The sequence below is a fragment of the Chryseobacterium sp. JK1 genome (assembly GCF_050632815.1).
GTDB lineage: Bacteria > Bacteroidota > Bacteroidia > Flavobacteriales > Weeksellaceae > Chryseobacterium.
The window spans coordinates 179,592-194,909 of the sequence record NZ_JBODRU010000003.1; the positions used below are offsets into that span (position 1 = coordinate 179,592).

Below are 15,318 nucleotides of genomic sequence, written 5' to 3' on the forward strand. Positions count from 1 at the left end.
GTTTGTTCTTAAGCTTCAGTGTTTTCTTCAGTTTCAGCAGCAGGAGCTTCTCCTTCTGTAGCTTCAGCAACAACTTCTTCAGCAGGTGCGTTTGCAGCTTCTTCAGCAGCTTTAGCATCAGCGTCAGCTTGTGCAGCAGCAGCAATTCTAGCTTCGTTTACTTTTACTTCAGCTTCTAAAGCAGCTTTCTTAGCATCAGCTTTAGCAGTAGCTAAACCTTCTACTTTACCTTGTACTTTAGAATCTTTAGCCTCTACCCAAGCGTTGAATCTCTTCTCAGCTTCAGCTTCGTCAAAAGCACCTTTAGCTACACCACCTTGTAAGTGTTTTTTGTAAAGAGCACCTTTGTAAGAAAGGATAGCTCTAGCAGTATCAGTAGGCTGAGCACCGTTGTTTAACCACTGTACAGCAGAATCAACGTTCAATTCGATAGTTGCTGGGTTAGTAATTGGGTTGTAAGTTCCTAGTTTTTCGATGAATCTACCATCTCTTCTAGCTCTAGAATCTGCAACCACGATGTGGAAAAAAGGTTTTCCTTTTTTACCGTGTCTTTGTAATCTGATTTTTACTGACATAATGTTTGAATTTTACGGGAACTCGTCCCAGTTAAATATTTAAGAGTGCAAAGATAAAATAAATTTTCCAATTAGATAATTTGAAAATGATATATTTTTCATTTTTTTATTTCATCAATACAAAAGGCAAGATTGTTGAGAGGATTACGGAAATAAAAACAGCGATAAAAACAATCAGGTTATCCCGCGTTTTTCCTGTTATAAATTTGATGACATAATAGTTAAAAATATATACAGGGATTAGTAACAGAAATGAAGTTTCTTTAAGTACATCCACCAATCTGAAAAAAAACAAAAAGCCGGTAACTGAAGCAACTAAAACGCCCAAAAGGCTTCTGTAAACTGTTTTCGTATCGATCTTAGTATTTTCTTTGTGTAAAGAAAAAGTATTAAACTTCGTTACCATTAAATGCTCCAATTCTTTTGCATCCACGAGGTCTGAGGAAATAGTTTCAAAAATTTCATCCAAACTCTTTCCTTCTTTTACCCTATTATAGACTTCAAACGAGATACGTCCTCTTTCTTTAATCAATGCTCTTTTATGTTCTGCTTTTTTTACAAATTCATTATAATCAAATTTCTGCCTGATCATTTCCTCCATCTCTTCATTGATCTTTCCTGTATGATCCATGTAGTCAAGATAAGCGATCAGCATCTCTTCTTCGTTATAATCTCTGTAAATATTTTTCATGCTAAACCATTCCCATATAGAACAATCCTAAGCATTTCTGATTTTCTTCAATCGTAAGAGATTCTTTAAGATTATCCACAATTTTAGGAGAACTCCAGTAGCAACCGACATTATTTGCGGTACAGCTCAGATACATATTCTGAACGGCCATTGAAGTGGCAGCAATTTCTTCCCATTCAGGAACCATTCCACTGAAGTTGACAACAATAGAAACCACCACATCTGCTTTATTGATCTTAAATCCGATATCGTTATATTTTTTCTCAAGAAAAAGTTGTTCAGGTTGGCTTGCTTTATAAATTGCCTGCATTTCTAAGGCCAGTTTTGCTTTTTCTTCTCCTTTGAATATTTTGAAACGCCAAGGTTTTGTACGTTTATGGTTAGGAGCCAGCGTTGCAGAATGTAGAATTTCGTCTACAATTTCCTGAGAAATTTCCTGATCTGTATAATCTTTTGGGAAAATACTTCTTCTCTGCTCTATAATTTCTTTTAAAATGTTTGCTTTATTCATGTCTGCAAATTTACAACAAGGAATTCAATCTGTTTCATTTAAAATGTTAAGTATTTACCATCAGTTTACGATTTTTATACGCCTTATAATTGGTTAATACAAAGGTGAATGGAATAATAATCAGAAACGTTTTAGAAAGCAACTCCTCATAAATATTTCCGTTAACAGTATCCAACATACATACAACAATAAGACTAAAGGCATATACAACACCGGCCATGATCCAGATTCTGCCTGGGTCAGGATATTCTTTCACACTGCTTGGCTTGTTGTAATTTAAAATGGGACGGAGTTTATGCTGATCCCAGATAATCAGTATAAGTACAGCGATCATCATTAAAGAGGTAATTATCCACGTTCCTTTGAATGAGAGGCTGATGGTAATGATCCAGATATTACTCAATATGGCAAGAAACATGAGGCTGCCTAAGGTAGCATACCGTTGCGTAATCAGCAAAATCCCGGCAGTTACCTGAGCCAAACCTAAAAAATTCCAATACAATCCGGATTGATATAAGGCTTCGAAAAAATACCCTATGGGATGATCTGTAGAAATCCTGGTAAATCGTTCTCCCATGAGCTTTACCAGTCCGGATGGGAAAAATGCAAATCCGACCAGATAGCGAAGATGAATAATCATCCACTGGTTGAAACTGTTGGTTCTTAGATGATGAAATTTCATTACATGATTCAAAGTTTAATGGTAAAAGTTTTCGGTTATTAGTTACCAGGTCTTACCTGTTTAGTTTTTTGTATTGTTTCTATCTCCTTTCCATTTTTATAATACTTCGATAACCTTCTGGTGAATTTTGTTTAAGGTAAATTCATCCCCAGCCTTCATTCCCATCATCTTTTTAGCCATTGGGCTTTCCGGAGAAATGGCATAAAAACGGTCTCCCTCAAAAAAGAATTCTCCCAATGAAACAGAAATATAAAAACGGGCCTTGTTGGTGATAACCAATGATCCCAGCTGTACTCTTTCTGTAGATTTATTGAGTACTTTCGCCATATTCCTATTAAGGTCGTTCAAAGCGCCAAGCTGCCTTTGCATCTGATAGATCTCCTCCTGCATTTCTTCTCTTATACTGTCATATTTTGGAGTTTTTTTGATGTCACGGCTCGCTTCCAGGGTAAATTCGATAAAATTTTTCAGTTTTTCAATTTTTTCTGCAATCGTTATTTTTACAAAATCTCTGATAGCACTTTTTTCAAATACAGTCTTCTCCATACAATCGATTCTTTATATAAAGATAATATTTTTAGAATAATAATGTATACTTTCCTCGTTTATTAGAATAAACTAATGATCCAATACAACAACTGATGATTTTCACAATTCACTGATCAGCAATATTCTGTACAATACTCATCATTACAGGCATTGTAAACATCAGCACTATAACTGTAATGACAAATAGGAAAAATATTTCATTGTTTTTTAAAAATTATTTCTAGATTTGCCATTCTAAAAAAACTAAAATCATGTTTAAAGCACCATTTTCATTCGATGGGAGAATCAGAAGAACAGAGTATGGATTATCATATCTTATTTATACTGTATTCTCTATTCCTTTCAATTTTTATTTCCAAACTAATGGCGAAAATGTATCAGGCATCGCTTTGATCTTTTTCCTTATTTTACTTGTCCCTTTTCTTTGGTTTCTTCTTGCCCAAGGTGCAAAAAGATGCCATGACAGAGGAAATTCCGGTTGGTATCAAATAATTCCTTTTTATGGATTATGGATGCTATTTGCGGATAGCGATCACGGTCCCAACCAGTACGGCCCTAACCCTAAAGGAGAAGGGAACTACAATTCGATTAACGAAATCGGTAAAAAAGAAGCCTAATAAAAAAGCCTTGTGAATTCACAAGGCTTTCATTTTATTTTTCAGAGAGTTTCTTCAGATCTTCGAGCCCCTGGCCGAACATTTTATCCATGTTACTGTTCATCATGGGCTTCATAATTTTCATCATATTATTCAGTTCGTTGTCAATAGCCCAGGTTACTTTGGTTCCGTTACCTTCCGGGGTGAGAGTAAATACCACTTTTGCATTTCCTTCAAAAGGCTGAATAAAGCGAAGATTTGTCATCATTTTTTCATTCGGAACTATTCCTGTAATGGTCTGTTCTCCTTCGTTCTCATCTCCTTTCCAGTGATAGGAGTCGCCTACTTTGTCACCATCTCCGGAGTAGGTAATCGAAATATCTCTGATTTCCTTAGAAAAAGGATCCCACATATTATATCCCTTCAATGAACCTACATATTGCCATACTTTCTCTTTTGGAGCCTTAATGACAACGGATTTTTCATAATGATACTCTTTACTGAAGGCCAGAACGGCAACCAAAGCGTATACAATGGCCAGCAGAACAATAATACCGATGATTTTTAAGAATGTTTTCATAGTCTATATTTTAAAGTTTGTTTATTCCAATAATGATTACTGAATTTGTCCTCAAAATTAAATATTCCGACATCGCTCCCACTTTCCATATGACAAGATTATTAAAGATAATGCATTTTTGTCATACCTGGATATTCAGGCATTATTTTTGACTATTTCAGCGGAGATTCCCCAATGAATCATTACATTTACTTTAATAAAAATCGAAAAATGAATATTTTAACAGAGAAATTCAACACACCATATCACGCTGCTCCGTTCGGGAATATTAAAAATGAAGATTATCTTCCGGCTTTTAAAGAGCTAATCCAAAAATCAGAAGCAGAAATTGATGCTATTGTGAACAATACAGAAGAAGCAACTTTTGAAAATGTTATTGAAGCATTAGCTTATTCCGGAGAACAGCTGGATATTGTATCTAATATATTTTTCAATTTAAATTCTGCTGAAACGAGTGATGAGCTTCAACAGATCGCGCAGGAGGTTTCACCGATCTTAACAGAACATTCTTCAAAAATATCTCAAAATGAGGCCCTTTTCGAAAAAATCAAAAAGGTATATGATGAAAAGGAAAAATATTCTCTCAACGAAGAACAGGAAATGCTTTTGAATGAAACCTATAAAGGATTTGTGAGAAGCGGAGCTCTTTTGAATGAAGAAGACAAAGAAAAATTAAAGAAAATCAATATGGATCTTTCTTTAAAATCTTTACAGTTCGGGCAAAATGTACTGGCTTCCACCAATGCTTATTTCAAACATATTACTCATAAAGAAGAGCTGGCAGGAATTCCTGAAGCTATAATAGAACAGTATGCAGAAGAGGCAAAAGAAAGAAATCTTGAAGGCTGGGTAGTTACGTTACAATATCCAAGCTACATTCCTTTCATGACCTATGCGGAGAACCGTGAACTGAGAAAAGAACTGGCTTTGGCCAATGGTAAAAAATCTTTCGATGGTGGTGAATATGACAATCAAAATCTGATCAAGGAGCTTCTTAGTTTAAAGCAGCAGAAAGCAGAACTGGTAGGATATAAAGATTATGCAAACTATGTATTGGAGGAAAGAATGGCCAAATCTCCGGTAAAAGTTTTTGATTTTTTAAATGAGCTTTTAACGAAGGCTAAACCTTATGCAGACCAAGAGATTGAAGAATTAAAATCTTTAGCAAAAACAGACGGAATTGAAGATATGCAAAGCTATGACCATGCTTTCTATGCTGAAAAACTGCGTAAACAAAAATTCGATCTTAATGATGAAGAATTAAAACCTTATTTCCCACTCAATCAGGTTCAGGATGCCGTTTTTGGACTGGCTGGAAAACTTTTCGGTCTTACCTTTGAGGAAAGAAACGACATTCCGAAGTATCATGAAGAAGTAAAAGTATATGAAGTAAAAGAAAACGGGACCTACAAATCTCTTTTATATGTTGATTATTTCCCAAGAAAAGGGAAAAGAGCCGGCGCATGGATGACGAGCTATAAAAATCAGTATAAGCAGAACGGAGAAAATTCACGTCCGCATATTTCAATCGTGTGCAACTTCAGCAAACCGACAAAAGATACTCCAAGTTTACTGACTTTTCAGGAAGTAACTACTCTATTCCACGAATTTGGACATGCACTTCACGGAATGATGGCAGATACACAATACCCTGGTCTTTCCGGAACTTCTGTGAAATGGGATTTTGTAGAACTTCCATCACAGTTCCTTGAAAACTTCTGCTATGAACCCGAATTCCTGAAAACGTTTGCCAAGCATTATAAAACAGGAGAAATCCTTCCTGACGATAAAATTGAAAAAATCGAACAGTCTAAAAACTTTATGGAAGGTTACCAAACTTTAAGACAACTAGGTTTCGGGCTTCTGGATATGAATTACCATACAAAAGTTGGTGAACTGGAAAGCGAAACAGTAAAAGAGTTTGAAGATAAATATACCAAAGCCACTGCACTTTACCCTGTAAACCCGGAAACAGCGATGAGTCCAAGTTTCTCTCACATTTTCCAGGGTGGATATTCTGCAGGATATTATTCTTACAAGTGGGCAGAAGTATTGGATGCGGATGCTTTTCAGTATTTTAAAGAAAACGGGATTTTCAACCCGGAAATTGCAGCAAAATATAAAGTTCTTCTTTCTTCCGGGGGCACAAAAGATCCGATGGAACTGTATAAAAACTTCAGAGGAAGCGAGCCGAAAGTAGAAAGCTTATTGAAGAGAGCATTTGGATAGTAAACCTTTCAAAAAGATGAATAATATTACGCAAAGACTGGAGAATGTAAAAAAACTCCAGGCGAAAAGATGGGAGAATGAAGACCATTGGGATACTTTAAATGATCTTTTAGTAAAAGAATTAGATGAAATCTTGCTTCTTGAACCGGAGAATACCTCTGCATTAATCAATATAGGGGCAATCTATTCTGACATGGGAGAAAATGAGACCGCATTGCTATATTTAAAGAAAGCTTTAAACTTAGGTTCAGAAGATAAAAATCTCTTTATCAATCTGGCCATCGTTATGATTTATATGGAAAAGCATCAGGCTGAATATTTAGAATATCTCGAAGATGCCGAAGGAAAAGTCGAAAATCCGCTTACTTTTAAAGCCTATTTCGATCCGCAGTCTCATTAAGCCTTTTGGATCTTATTTTTCTTACATCGTGACAGAAAAATGAAATGCGCTGAAAGCAGCTTTTAATGAATCATTAAAAGCTGCTCTTCACAATATTGATTCTGAAAAAGCCAGCATGCCCAAAGGGCTGATGAAAAATTGTAACTTTCAAAACAACAGAAATGAGTACCATTGAGCAACTTTACAAAACCCTGGATCAGCGCCTTCGCCCTGAAGATGTTGCAGAAATGATTGTTCAGTTAATGACATCACAATTAGCAATTCACGAACTTGCCACGTTGAGTAAAGCGGCCAACCGCTCTCTGAAAAACAACATCTATGGTTACACCTCTATGCTTGATACTTTTGGAAAGGCCATTGGTGCAGATAAGCAGATCAAAAAAGCTATTGAAATCTTTACAATTAATGAAAAAGAAAATTCAGGTTTGTATAGTGCAGAAGGAATTGAAACATTTTTGAAAGAAGTCTCCCCGTTAATTCATAAAGAAGTTGGAGAGAATGATTTCAAAAGCGACCGTCTCAATAAGGATCTCAGAAAACTAGCTGGACTCGATATTTCAAAACGAAATTACAACAAGAAATGGAGACTTTTAAAACGAATTGAAATCCGTCTTCAGAAATTCATTCACGAATCAAAAAAAATTGAACTTCAGAAAATAGCCAAACATGGGCTTTCCCATACCATCAGCTTTGAAGATTTCAGCAAAGACCTGAATACCGCCTGCTTTATTGCATATTTTAATGCAAGAAGTAACCTTAGAAGTACATTTACCAATCACAGTCAGGAAAGACCCTTTGATGAGATTTGTGAAATGCTGTTCAACAGATGTATGAAAAATCCAGAGATGACTCATTGGGAAACCATCTCTTATATTTATACTGATGCTAAAGTTTTAGAACACCTTAGTGATGAGCAGAAAGGAAAGCTTTTAGGAAAATGGACCGCTATTCTTCAGGAAATTTCCAGTTTTCTCGAAGAACTCTGGAACGGAAACGATATTTACAGAAAAACAATGGCTGTAAAAAAAGGCAATGATTCCACAACCTGGAACAATACCGCCGGAGCCTGGAATAAAGCCAGAGACAATTGGATGAATCTTATCTATGCCTTGGAACTTGATTTTATCCTTGATGATATCTGCTTCGGAAAGGTTATGCGACTTATGGCCGCGGATGTTATTGCATGGCATTTATCTTCCGGAGGAAAGATTGATCCCAACACAGATGTCTGGAATTTAGTACCTTTGCCATGGGAAGTTTTTCAGGAGAGAATTTTCTGTAACAAGGAAATGATTGTCAATGCCTGTAAAAATGCGGGTCTTGATCCCGAAAAATCAGGTTGGATTGCTTCCCGTACCCATGGAGTAAGTACATTTAAACCTACACCAGAATTGGTACATGGGGTAACTGTTTCCAATCCTTTTCTGGCTAAAGTATTAAGACAAAACAAGTATTTTTCAGGAAAGCTCTGAAAACAAAAATAAAGGATAGGTTAGTTCAGTGGTAGAACTCCTGGCTCTTTAACCGGGTTGACGCAGGTTCGAGCCCTGCACCTATCCTGATTTCTGATATAGCTCAGTGGCAGAGCACCCGGCTCTAGGACCGGGAGGACACAGGTTCGAGCCCTGTTATCAGACCAACAAAAAACATCATTATCGTGAAGACAATTTATTTCCTCTATGCTCTTCCATTCATTGCCTTTGTAAGCTGTAAAGAAGAAAAGAAGACTGCTATTTCTACACCCCCTCAAGAAGTCCTACAGGTTGAAAAAGCAGATTCCTTGACTGCTGCAAGAATTGATTCCACTCAAATTTCCAAGCCGTTGGAATATAAAGGAAACTTCAAAGAAGGATTCCGATGGAAGGACAAGACAGGAGAATATATCGTAGTGACTTCTGAAACCGGAATTTACCGGAATGAAAGCTCTTCACGTGAAATTGGTGACAGTGCAGATGCTGAAGTTTTTGCGTCTTGCTATTCCTTAGGAAACAATCAACAAATATGGAAGGTTAATGATTTCGTTAAAGACTGTCCCGTAGATATTGTTGCTGAGTTCACTAAGAATTCTTTAGCAGTAACAGATTTGGATAAAAACGGAACCGCAGAAATATGGATGACCTATAAAACGGTCTGCCATGGTGATGTAAGCCCCTCCAATATGAAAATCATTATGTATGAAGGAACCAACAAATTTGCGATGCGTGGAGAAAGCAGATTGCAATATGGAATAGACGACAACAATAAACCTTTATTTGAGGGCGGAAAATATACTTTTGATAAAGCATTTAAAGATGGTCCTGGTGTTTTCAGAGAGTATGCTGAGAAGGTGTGGAATAAACATATGAATGAACAATAAACCCGTTTATACTTCTATTTTTATCCCTGTTTTTATCATTCTAAAGCCAAAATAATAAAAAATTAAAACCATGTTATTAGCTATTTTACTTCCTTTTCTTTCTTTTATAGTCAGAGGAAAAGTTCTTACCGGAATTATTTGTCTTATTCTACAGATCACCCTGATCGGATGGCTTCCCGCAGCGATATGGGCTGTTGTTTCTTTAAACAATTCAAGAGCCGAAAAAAGAACAGACCGAATGATCAAAGCGATGCGCGAAAGTAGACGCTAATCGATTCGTTATATTCTGATGAACTTTCATATAGATCAGATGACACAACAAATTAAAGATACCTTAACTTTTGAAAGGAAAACCTACTATCTGAATACAGAAATTGTAGAAAAATTCTTTAATCAGTTTCCTGAAAAAAGACCCCAAACGGAAATCTGCTTGTCGGCCCTTTGGCGAGGCTATATTGCTGCTTTTAAAATTAAAAATAATGAACTTATTTTACATGACATTCAGTGGCTGAAAAATATGGATTTGGAACTGGAATCTAAGCTCAATACTATTTTTACAACTCCCAAAGCAGATTGGTATTCCGGATTGATCCGAATTGATAACTTCAGGGGAGAGTTTGATCTGGAACCGGAAAACGGTATTTTCGAATATCTGGAAATCGCAAAAGGGAATTTTATCAGAAAATGGACGTTTACCTATCCCGAACTTCAGGCATTTAAAGAAGAACAATACGAATATTTCATGATGTCTGATGAACTGGAAAATGTCTACGATTTTTACAGAAGAAATAACGAAAATGGGCTTGTGAATAAAGAATCTGTGAATAAAATTATCAAAAAATATCTTATGGATTATCTTACAGAAGTTTATATTTAAAATAGATGTTTACCTCATCGGATTAAGCAACTTGACTCCAACAGGAATCGTCTGAAGTATGGCAAAACAACGTTGGATGAATCAAAAGCCCAGCAAAAAAATGGGCATTATTTCTCCAGATTTCTTTTGGGTAAAACATGATCAGGTACAATATAAACCGCAGCAACCACAACGATTAAACAGAAAATATTAATCAGTACAGCTATTGAAAAAGCATGATGATAATCCTGTACTGATGTTTTTTGTCCCAGACAGTAATAGAAAACGCTTCCTATCACTACAATTCCAATAATAGCTGCAATCTGTTGAAAAGTGGTATACACACCTGATGCATTTCCCACCAGTTTTTCAGGCATTCCGGAGAGGGCAATATTAGCCAAAGAAGGAATAATAGAACCTACTCCTACTCCATGTAGAAACAGTACCAGATAAAAAGCATAAAAATCGGTTTGCATTCTGAATAAAAACAATTGGAGGATAAGAACTGTAATAATCAAAGTGAGGCCTAAAATCAAAGCATTTTTTCCATATTGTAAAATCAGTTTTACAGAAAAAACGGACGACAGTATAAAACCTGCTCCCTGAAATACGATCATTTCACCCGCATCCAATGGGTTGATATTCAAACCATCCTGAAAAAATAAAGAAAGTATGTAGAAATAAGAATCAAGCATAATAAAAAATAAAGAAACTGCAAGAATTCCCAGGTTAAAGTTTTTCGATCTGAAAAGCTCATAATCTATTAAATAAGCTTTTCCTTTTCTTACTTTATTCCTTTGATTTTTAATAAAATAGATTAAAACACTTATTGAAATAATGAGCATCAGTATATTTTGACGGTTCATTCCATCCTGTTCCGAAGCAGTAAGTGCATACGTAAAACTGAAAAGTCCCACCGACAGCACTACTACCCCCCAAATATCAAATGTTTGAAATATTTTCACTTTGGATTCTGTCAGTTTTTTTAAACCAAGAAATATGGCAATCAGACAAATAGGAATATTGATCAGGAAAATAAACCGCCATGGTTCATGCCAACCTTTCAAAGAAGAAAAATACCCTCCCAGATACTGACCTAAAATTGTACCCAAACCAATCGTTATTCCATACCAACCCATCGCTTTCGTTCGTTCTTCATGATTTGGAAATAATATCTGTATCATCGAAAGTACCTGCGGAGCCATCATTGCGGCACTTATTCCCTGTATGCATCTTGAAACGACAAGTTGAAAAGCTCCGGAAGAAAAACCACAGGCTATAGAACTGATCATAAAGAAAAGAAGGCCCATAATAAAAATTCTTTTTCTGCCATACAGATCTCCCAATCGGCCACCTGTGATCAAAAAAGAGGCAAAACCAATAAGATAGGCTGCAATCATAAACTGCATTTCTCCATGGGTAGCACCAAGATCACGCTGTATAGAGGGAATGGATACATTGATAATGAAAATATCCATAATGGTCAACAATTGACCTATTAGTATTATCATTAATCTCAAATCGTTACGTTTCATATTTATATAGATATATCTATTTTTACAATGATAAAAAAATTAAGGAATGAGTTCCTTAATCATTTTTTGAATCTGCGCAAAAGAATCATTATTTTTATTGATTGTAGAGGTGACTACAGCTCCTTCTATTAAAAGGAAAATAGTATCCGAAATAAACTCAGAAGCCGATTCTTCTCTATTGGAATTCGACTCTTTTACTAAAGTTCTTATCTGTTCTTTTTGCTTCTCTTTATGTTTTCTTACAAAATCTGAAATGACCGGATTTCCCTCTCCTATTTCTGAAATAATTTTAATGAAATGGCAACCCGAAAATTGGGAAGACTGCTGCAGTTTCTTTCTGAAATCCACCATAGCCAATAGCTTATCTTTTGGATCAGAAATTTTGACGATACAATTTTCAAAACCCTGAAACCAAGTGATCTCTTCTTTGATAAGATAAGCCTGCAGAAGATCATTTTTGGAAGGAAAATGATTGTACAGTGAACCAATGGCAATATCTGCTTCTGCTATAATCTGATTAATTCCTGTTGAATTATAGCCCTGTCTGTAAAACAGATCGGAAGCCACTCTGATAATTCTTTCACGGACTTTTTCTTTTTTCATTTTGAAAACTTTTGACAAAGCTACATAAAAAAAATAGATAAGTCTATCTATTTTTAAAATTTATGAAAAACCATTTATCTTAGATCAGATAAAATATACTTTCATTAAAATCTGTTTTTCATGAAAATTTTATCTTTCTTATTACTCTCATGTTTCCTGATTAATGTATCTTGCAATACACCCACTAAATCCCTGTCACCAAAAATATGAACGCCTCCAATCCCGTTGTTTACTTTGAAATTCCTGTCAATGATCTTAAGCGTGCTGAAAAATTTTATTCTGCAGTATTCAATTTTACTTTTGAAAAAGAAATCATAGATCAGTATGAAATGGCCATGTTTCCATTTGAGGAAAAAAAAAGTGGAATTACCGGTGCTTTGGCAAAAGGAGATGTTTACAAACCCAGTAAATATGGTATTATTATCTATTTTAAAACTAAAAACATCGATGAAACATTGGACACTGTTCTTCTGAATGGCGGGAAAATTCTTTATCCTAAAAAGATTGATGAAAAGTATGGTTTTGCTGTTGCAGAATTTGAAGATTCTGAAGGAAACAGAATAGCGCTGCATGAAACAGTTTCCGTTTTATAATTGAATAAAACACCAATATTCCTCTGAATATCATAACGAATTGAGTGAATATTCACTATTACCATTCGATACATACTATTTTTTTTAATAAACTTACATCTTATTTTGTATCTTTAATTACCATTATCAACAAAAATCATTGGGTAAATAACTATGGCAAAAGAACTTTTTTTCATTAAAACTAATCCTAATGTTGCCAAAATTAATTTGTACAATAAGCTTTGCCGTGAAGAAGATCTTGTTCTAAAATTCTTGGAACCCAATGCTAAAAGTCATCTTGAATTGATAAGAGATAAAGTAAAGGATTCTGTAGAAGAACTTACAGAAGAGGAACTAAAGCATATCTTCTCATGGTTCACCACGACTTACCCTTCAGATTTTGAAGAAGTAAAAACACAGCTATTCATTAATGGCCTTGATATTTTTTATGAAATTCCGACTGCCGGACATGCTGACAACTTTTTGCAGATCCTTTCCAATTATGAAAACCTTTCTCAGCAGCATGTTGATTATATTACAGATGCCCAGCGCTTCAATCAATTTATCATTTACGGACTGTTTCTAACAGAACTTTACAGCAAAGAACAGGGCAGCCAGAATATACTTTGCGATTATCTGAAATCTGACCACCAGTCTTTATACACATTGGCAGAAAGCCAATTCAGTATGAAAGACTTTGACGGAAAAATTCTTCCTGATCTTCAGCCTTACTTTACGGATTTGTACGATTTAACCAAATTTTATAAAGGTTCTATCATCAAACTCGAACAATAAAAATTCTCATCATTCTTTTAGAATTTCAGGATTTGCCATAAGATATTGTAATGCTTCTTTTACCGCCTGCTCAGGTTTTTTAGGATTAAATCCCAGTTCGTTTTTTGCTTTGGAAATATCAAAATTTTGCTGTAAGCCTGAAAACATGGCAATATCTTTTCTCGTTAATACCGGAGCTTTTCCTTTAAGTTTAGCTGAAAATTCCATGAGGGCTGCTATAATGAAAAGGACGCTTTTTGGAACTGCACTCGGGATTTCCAATTTCAATTCCGGGAAAAGTGTGTTAGCAAGCTTTGTAGTATCAGTAATCGTCATACATTCTTCATTGGCCAAAATATAACGTTCCCCCGAACGTCCTTTTTCCGCTGCCAGATAGCAACCTTCTGCAACGTCTTTTACATCAATCCAGTTCAGTGTAATTTTAGTATCTACAGGAATTTTTTTGTTCAGTATAAGTTTTAAAACGCCATAAGAAACATTCAAAGGTAAAAATGCTTCACTGCCAATCATGGCTGACGGCATTACGGAAACCAGCTCCACTCCTAATTTTGCTGCCAGTTCAAAAGCCAGTTTCTCCCCATCATTTTTAGAATTATAATACATGTCTCTTCTGTCCGGGTTATATCCATTACTTTCTTTGGCAGGAAGTTTTGTATAATCCAAAGCTGCTATTGAGCTTACATATACGATTTTTTTCACGCCTGCTTCTGCGGCGGCTTCGATGGTATTTTGGGTACCATGCAGATTTACATCATAAATTTCTTTCTTAGGATTTTTGGCCCATAATGTAAAGGAAGCTCCTACAGCATAAAATGTTTCTACTCCCTGAAGTGCTTTTACAAAAGATGCCTTGTCTGTAATATCTGCCTGAACGAGCTCACAGTTCAATCCTGTAAAAGGAAGTTTGTTATTGAGATTTCTCACCGTCGCCCGTACCGGAATTCCTTTTTTCAATAAAACCCTAACTAAATTATTTCCCAGATGTCCGTTAGCTCCCGAAATGAGGCTCAAATTATTCTTTGTCATTGCATTAATTTTAATGCTACAAAGTTCTTTTACCCATCATGGGAACCACTTGACATTTGTTAGTTAATTATTTTTTTTCTGATTCGGCTCAGGCTTTCCGGTTTCATTCCTAAAAATGAAGCTATATACTGAATGGGAACATTCTGAATAATCTCAGGATAATCCTGCATCAGTTTTAGATAACGTTGTTCTGCATTCAGAACAGACAATTCTTTGGACCGATTTTCATTATACGTGATAGACTGCTGAAAAACCGAAATACTAAAATCTTTCATTGCCTGACTTTCAGCAATAAGATGATCGAGATTTTCTTTGGAAATTCTCAACAGTTCACAATTCGTAATGCATTCTACATTATTTTCAGAAATGGTTTCATTGATAAACTCAGAATAGGAAGTAAAAAAACCTGGTGGACAGTTGATATGAGTTGTCATTTCATTCCCATTCTGATCCGTGTAAAAAAGTCTGAGATAGCCCGAAATAATATAATAGAGATATTGCGGTACTTTTCCTTCTTTTTCTATGATACTATTCTTTGGATAGGCTACAGGCTCAAAATACTTTTGAACTTTATCTAATTCTTTTTGAGAAAAATGATGATTGGAACAGAGATACTGTAAAAACTTATCATACATGAACTTGAGTATTTTACCAGCTACAAAAATATCAAAACAAAATCTCAGTTTGAATGAAATTCAGAAAGTTTTTTTGCAAAACGATGTAATACGATGAAAGAAATAATTGTCTTGTATAAAAACTAAG

19 protein-coding genes and 1 tRNA gene are annotated in these 15,318 nt (G+C 35.3%); 10 read left to right on the forward strand and 10 right to left on the reverse strand.

Features of this window, described 5'->3' with window-relative positions:
• Window positions 1-8 precede the first annotated feature (8 nt).
• From ACQ76T_RS17460 to ACQ76T_RS17480, 5 genes are all read right to left on the reverse strand, one after another.
• The gene (locus tag ACQ76T_RS17460; RefSeq protein ID WP_431344538.1) at window positions 9-575 is read right to left on the reverse strand and encodes a 30S ribosomal protein S16; all 567 of its coding nucleotides are present in this window, start codon (window positions 573-575) and stop codon (window positions 9-11) included.
• A 106-nt stretch (window positions 576-681) separates the two neighbouring features.
• Entirely contained in the window at window positions 682-1,266 is a 585-nt protein-coding gene (locus tag ACQ76T_RS17465) for a hypothetical protein (RefSeq protein ID WP_431344539.1), read from the reverse strand.
• A gap of 1 nt (window position 1,267) precedes the next feature.
• Entirely contained in the window at window positions 1,268-1,777 is a 510-nt protein-coding gene (locus tag ACQ76T_RS17470) for a nitroreductase family protein (protein ID WP_431344540.1), read from the reverse strand.
• Between the two features lie 46 nt (window positions 1,778-1,823).
• Complete coding sequence (locus ACQ76T_RS17475) at window positions 1,824-2,459, reverse strand: DoxX family membrane protein (protein ID WP_431344541.1); 636 nt, start codon at window positions 2,457-2,459, stop codon at window positions 1,824-1,826.
• 96 nt (window positions 2,460-2,555) lie between these two features.
• Window positions 2,556-3,005, reverse strand: a complete 450-nt coding sequence (locus ACQ76T_RS17480) for a hypothetical protein (RefSeq protein WP_431344542.1) — start codon at window positions 3,003-3,005, stop codon at window positions 2,556-2,558.
• A 254-nt stretch (window positions 3,006-3,259) separates the two neighbouring features.
• Here ACQ76T_RS17480 and ACQ76T_RS17485 point away from each other — a divergent pair, with 254 nt between their 5' ends.
• Window positions 3,260-3,625 (forward strand): DUF805 domain-containing protein, encoded by a 366-nt coding sequence (locus ACQ76T_RS17485; protein ID WP_431344543.1) that lies wholly within the window; start codon window positions 3,260-3,262, stop codon window positions 3,623-3,625.
• 34 nt (window positions 3,626-3,659) lie between these two features.
• On the opposite strand, the gene ACQ76T_RS17490 is transcribed toward ACQ76T_RS17485, so the two are convergent.
• On the reverse strand, window positions 3,660-4,184 hold the full coding sequence (locus ACQ76T_RS17490; RefSeq protein WP_431344544.1) for an SRPBCC family protein: 525 nt from the start codon (window positions 4,182-4,184) through the stop codon (window positions 3,660-3,662).
• Window positions 4,185-4,394: 210 nt separating this feature from the next.
• On the opposite strand from ACQ76T_RS17490, the gene ACQ76T_RS17495 reads away from it, so the two are divergent.
• The 7 genes from ACQ76T_RS17495 (at window position 4,395) to ACQ76T_RS17525 (ending at window position 10,046) form a co-directional block, all read left to right on the forward strand.
• Window positions 4,395-6,413 (forward strand): M3 family metallopeptidase, encoded by a 2,019-nt coding sequence (locus ACQ76T_RS17495; RefSeq protein ID WP_431344545.1) that lies wholly within the window; start codon window positions 4,395-4,397, stop codon window positions 6,411-6,413.
• A gap of 16 nt (window positions 6,414-6,429) precedes the next feature.
• Entirely contained in the window at window positions 6,430-6,813 is a 384-nt protein-coding gene (locus ACQ76T_RS17500; RefSeq protein WP_431344546.1) for a hypothetical protein, read from the forward strand.
• A 161-nt stretch (window positions 6,814-6,974) separates the two neighbouring features.
• Entirely contained in the window at window positions 6,975-8,285 is a 1,311-nt protein-coding gene (locus tag ACQ76T_RS17505) for a hypothetical protein (protein ID WP_431344547.1), read from the forward strand.
• Window positions 8,286-8,298: 13 nt separating this feature from the next.
• Window positions 8,299-8,373 (forward strand) — tRNA-Lys (locus ACQ76T_RS17510).
• A gap of 97 nt (window positions 8,374-8,470) precedes the next feature.
• A complete protein-coding gene (locus tag ACQ76T_RS17515; protein ID WP_431344548.1) occupies window positions 8,471-9,169 on the forward strand; it encodes a M949_RS01915 family surface polysaccharide biosynthesis protein in 699 nt (232 codons plus the stop codon).
• Window positions 9,170-9,239: 70 nt separating this feature from the next.
• On the forward strand, window positions 9,240-9,440 hold the full coding sequence (locus tag ACQ76T_RS17520; protein ID WP_431344549.1) for a YqaE/Pmp3 family membrane protein: 201 nt from the start codon (window positions 9,240-9,242) through the stop codon (window positions 9,438-9,440).
• 39 nt (window positions 9,441-9,479) lie between these two features.
• A complete protein-coding gene (locus tag ACQ76T_RS17525; RefSeq protein WP_431344550.1) occupies window positions 9,480-10,046 on the forward strand; it encodes a hypothetical protein in 567 nt (188 codons plus the stop codon).
• Window positions 10,047-10,153: 107 nt separating this feature from the next.
• On the opposite strand, the gene ACQ76T_RS17530 is transcribed toward ACQ76T_RS17525, so the two are convergent.
• Both ACQ76T_RS17530 and ACQ76T_RS17535 read right to left on the reverse strand, forming a co-directional pair.
• Window positions 10,154-11,560: an MFS transporter gene (locus ACQ76T_RS17530; protein WP_431344551.1), complete on the reverse strand. Its 1,407-nt coding sequence runs from the start codon at window positions 11,558-11,560 to the stop codon at window positions 10,154-10,156.
• Between the two features lie 39 nt (window positions 11,561-11,599).
• Complete coding sequence (locus ACQ76T_RS17535) at window positions 11,600-12,163, reverse strand: TetR/AcrR family transcriptional regulator (RefSeq protein ID WP_431344552.1); 564 nt, start codon at window positions 12,161-12,163, stop codon at window positions 11,600-11,602.
• A 206-nt stretch (window positions 12,164-12,369) separates the two neighbouring features.
• Here ACQ76T_RS17535 and ACQ76T_RS17540 point away from each other — a divergent pair, with 206 nt between their 5' ends.
• Entirely contained in the window at window positions 12,370-12,756 is a 387-nt protein-coding gene (locus ACQ76T_RS17540; protein WP_431344553.1) for a VOC family protein, read from the forward strand.
• 153 nt (window positions 12,757-12,909) lie between these two features.
• Window positions 12,910-13,530 carry a hypothetical protein gene (locus ACQ76T_RS17545; RefSeq protein WP_431344554.1) on the forward strand — a complete coding sequence of 207 codons (621 nt, stop codon included), beginning with the start codon at window positions 12,910-12,912 and terminating at the stop codon, window positions 13,528-13,530.
• 9 nt (window positions 13,531-13,539) lie between these two features.
• On the opposite strand, the gene ACQ76T_RS17550 is transcribed toward ACQ76T_RS17545, so the two are convergent.
• Together ACQ76T_RS17550 and ACQ76T_RS17555 are read right to left on the reverse strand one after the other, a co-directional pair.
• Complete coding sequence (locus ACQ76T_RS17550) at window positions 13,540-14,556, reverse strand: NAD-dependent epimerase/dehydratase family protein (protein ID WP_431344555.1); 1,017 nt, start codon at window positions 14,554-14,556, stop codon at window positions 13,540-13,542.
• A gap of 59 nt (window positions 14,557-14,615) precedes the next feature.
• A complete protein-coding gene (locus ACQ76T_RS17555) occupies window positions 14,616-15,191 on the reverse strand; it encodes a Crp/Fnr family transcriptional regulator (protein WP_431344556.1) in 576 nt (191 codons plus the stop codon).
• Window positions 15,192-15,318: the final 127 nt, after the last annotated feature.

Excerpts from the sequence above, each read along its gene's own strand:
- ACQ76T_RS17460 (WP_431344538.1), bottom strand. The coding sequence starts at position 575 with ATGTCAGTAAAAATCAGATTACAAAGACACGGTAAAAAAGGAAAACCT.
- ACQ76T_RS17465 (WP_431344539.1), bottom strand. The coding sequence starts at position 1,266 with ATGAAAAATATTTACAGAGATTATAACGAAGAAGAGATGCTGATCGCT.
- ACQ76T_RS17470 (WP_431344540.1), bottom strand. The coding sequence starts at position 1,777 with ATGAATAAAGCAAACATTTTAAAAGAAATTATAGAGCAGAGAAGAAGT.
- ACQ76T_RS17475 (WP_431344541.1), bottom strand. The coding sequence starts at position 2,459 with ATGAAATTTCATCATCTAAGAACCAACAGTTTCAACCAGTGGATGATT.
- ACQ76T_RS17480 (WP_431344542.1), bottom strand. The coding sequence starts at position 3,005 with ATGGAGAAGACTGTATTTGAAAAAAGTGCTATCAGAGATTTTGTAAAA.
- ACQ76T_RS17485 (WP_431344543.1), top strand. The coding sequence starts at position 3,260 with ATGTTTAAAGCACCATTTTCATTCGATGGGAGAATCAGAAGAACAGAG.
- ACQ76T_RS17490 (WP_431344544.1), bottom strand. The coding sequence starts at position 4,184 with ATGAAAACATTCTTAAAAATCATCGGTATTATTGTTCTGCTGGCCATT.
- ACQ76T_RS17495 (WP_431344545.1), top strand. The coding sequence starts at position 4,395 with ATGAATATTTTAACAGAGAAATTCAACACACCATATCACGCTGCTCCG.
- ACQ76T_RS17500 (WP_431344546.1), top strand. The coding sequence starts at position 6,430 with ATGAATAATATTACGCAAAGACTGGAGAATGTAAAAAAACTCCAGGCG.
- ACQ76T_RS17505 (WP_431344547.1), top strand. The coding sequence starts at position 6,975 with ATGAGTACCATTGAGCAACTTTACAAAACCCTGGATCAGCGCCTTCGC.
- ACQ76T_RS17520 (WP_431344549.1), top strand. The coding sequence starts at position 9,240 with ATGTTATTAGCTATTTTACTTCCTTTTCTTTCTTTTATAGTCAGAGGA.
- ACQ76T_RS17525 (WP_431344550.1), top strand. The coding sequence starts at position 9,480 with ATGACACAACAAATTAAAGATACCTTAACTTTTGAAAGGAAAACCTAC.
- ACQ76T_RS17530 (WP_431344551.1), bottom strand. The coding sequence starts at position 11,560 with ATGAAACGTAACGATTTGAGATTAATGATAATACTAATAGGTCAATTG.
- ACQ76T_RS17535 (WP_431344552.1), bottom strand. The coding sequence starts at position 12,163 with ATGAAAAAAGAAAAAGTCCGTGAAAGAATTATCAGAGTGGCTTCCGAT.
- ACQ76T_RS17540 (WP_431344553.1), top strand. The coding sequence starts at position 12,370 with ATGAACGCCTCCAATCCCGTTGTTTACTTTGAAATTCCTGTCAATGAT.
- ACQ76T_RS17545 (WP_431344554.1), top strand. The coding sequence starts at position 12,910 with ATGGCAAAAGAACTTTTTTTCATTAAAACTAATCCTAATGTTGCCAAA.
- ACQ76T_RS17550 (WP_431344555.1), bottom strand. The coding sequence starts at position 14,556 with ATGACAAAGAATAATTTGAGCCTCATTTCGGGAGCTAACGGACATCTG.
- ACQ76T_RS17555 (WP_431344556.1), bottom strand. The coding sequence starts at position 15,191 with ATGTATGATAAGTTTTTACAGTATCTCTGTTCCAATCATCATTTTTCT.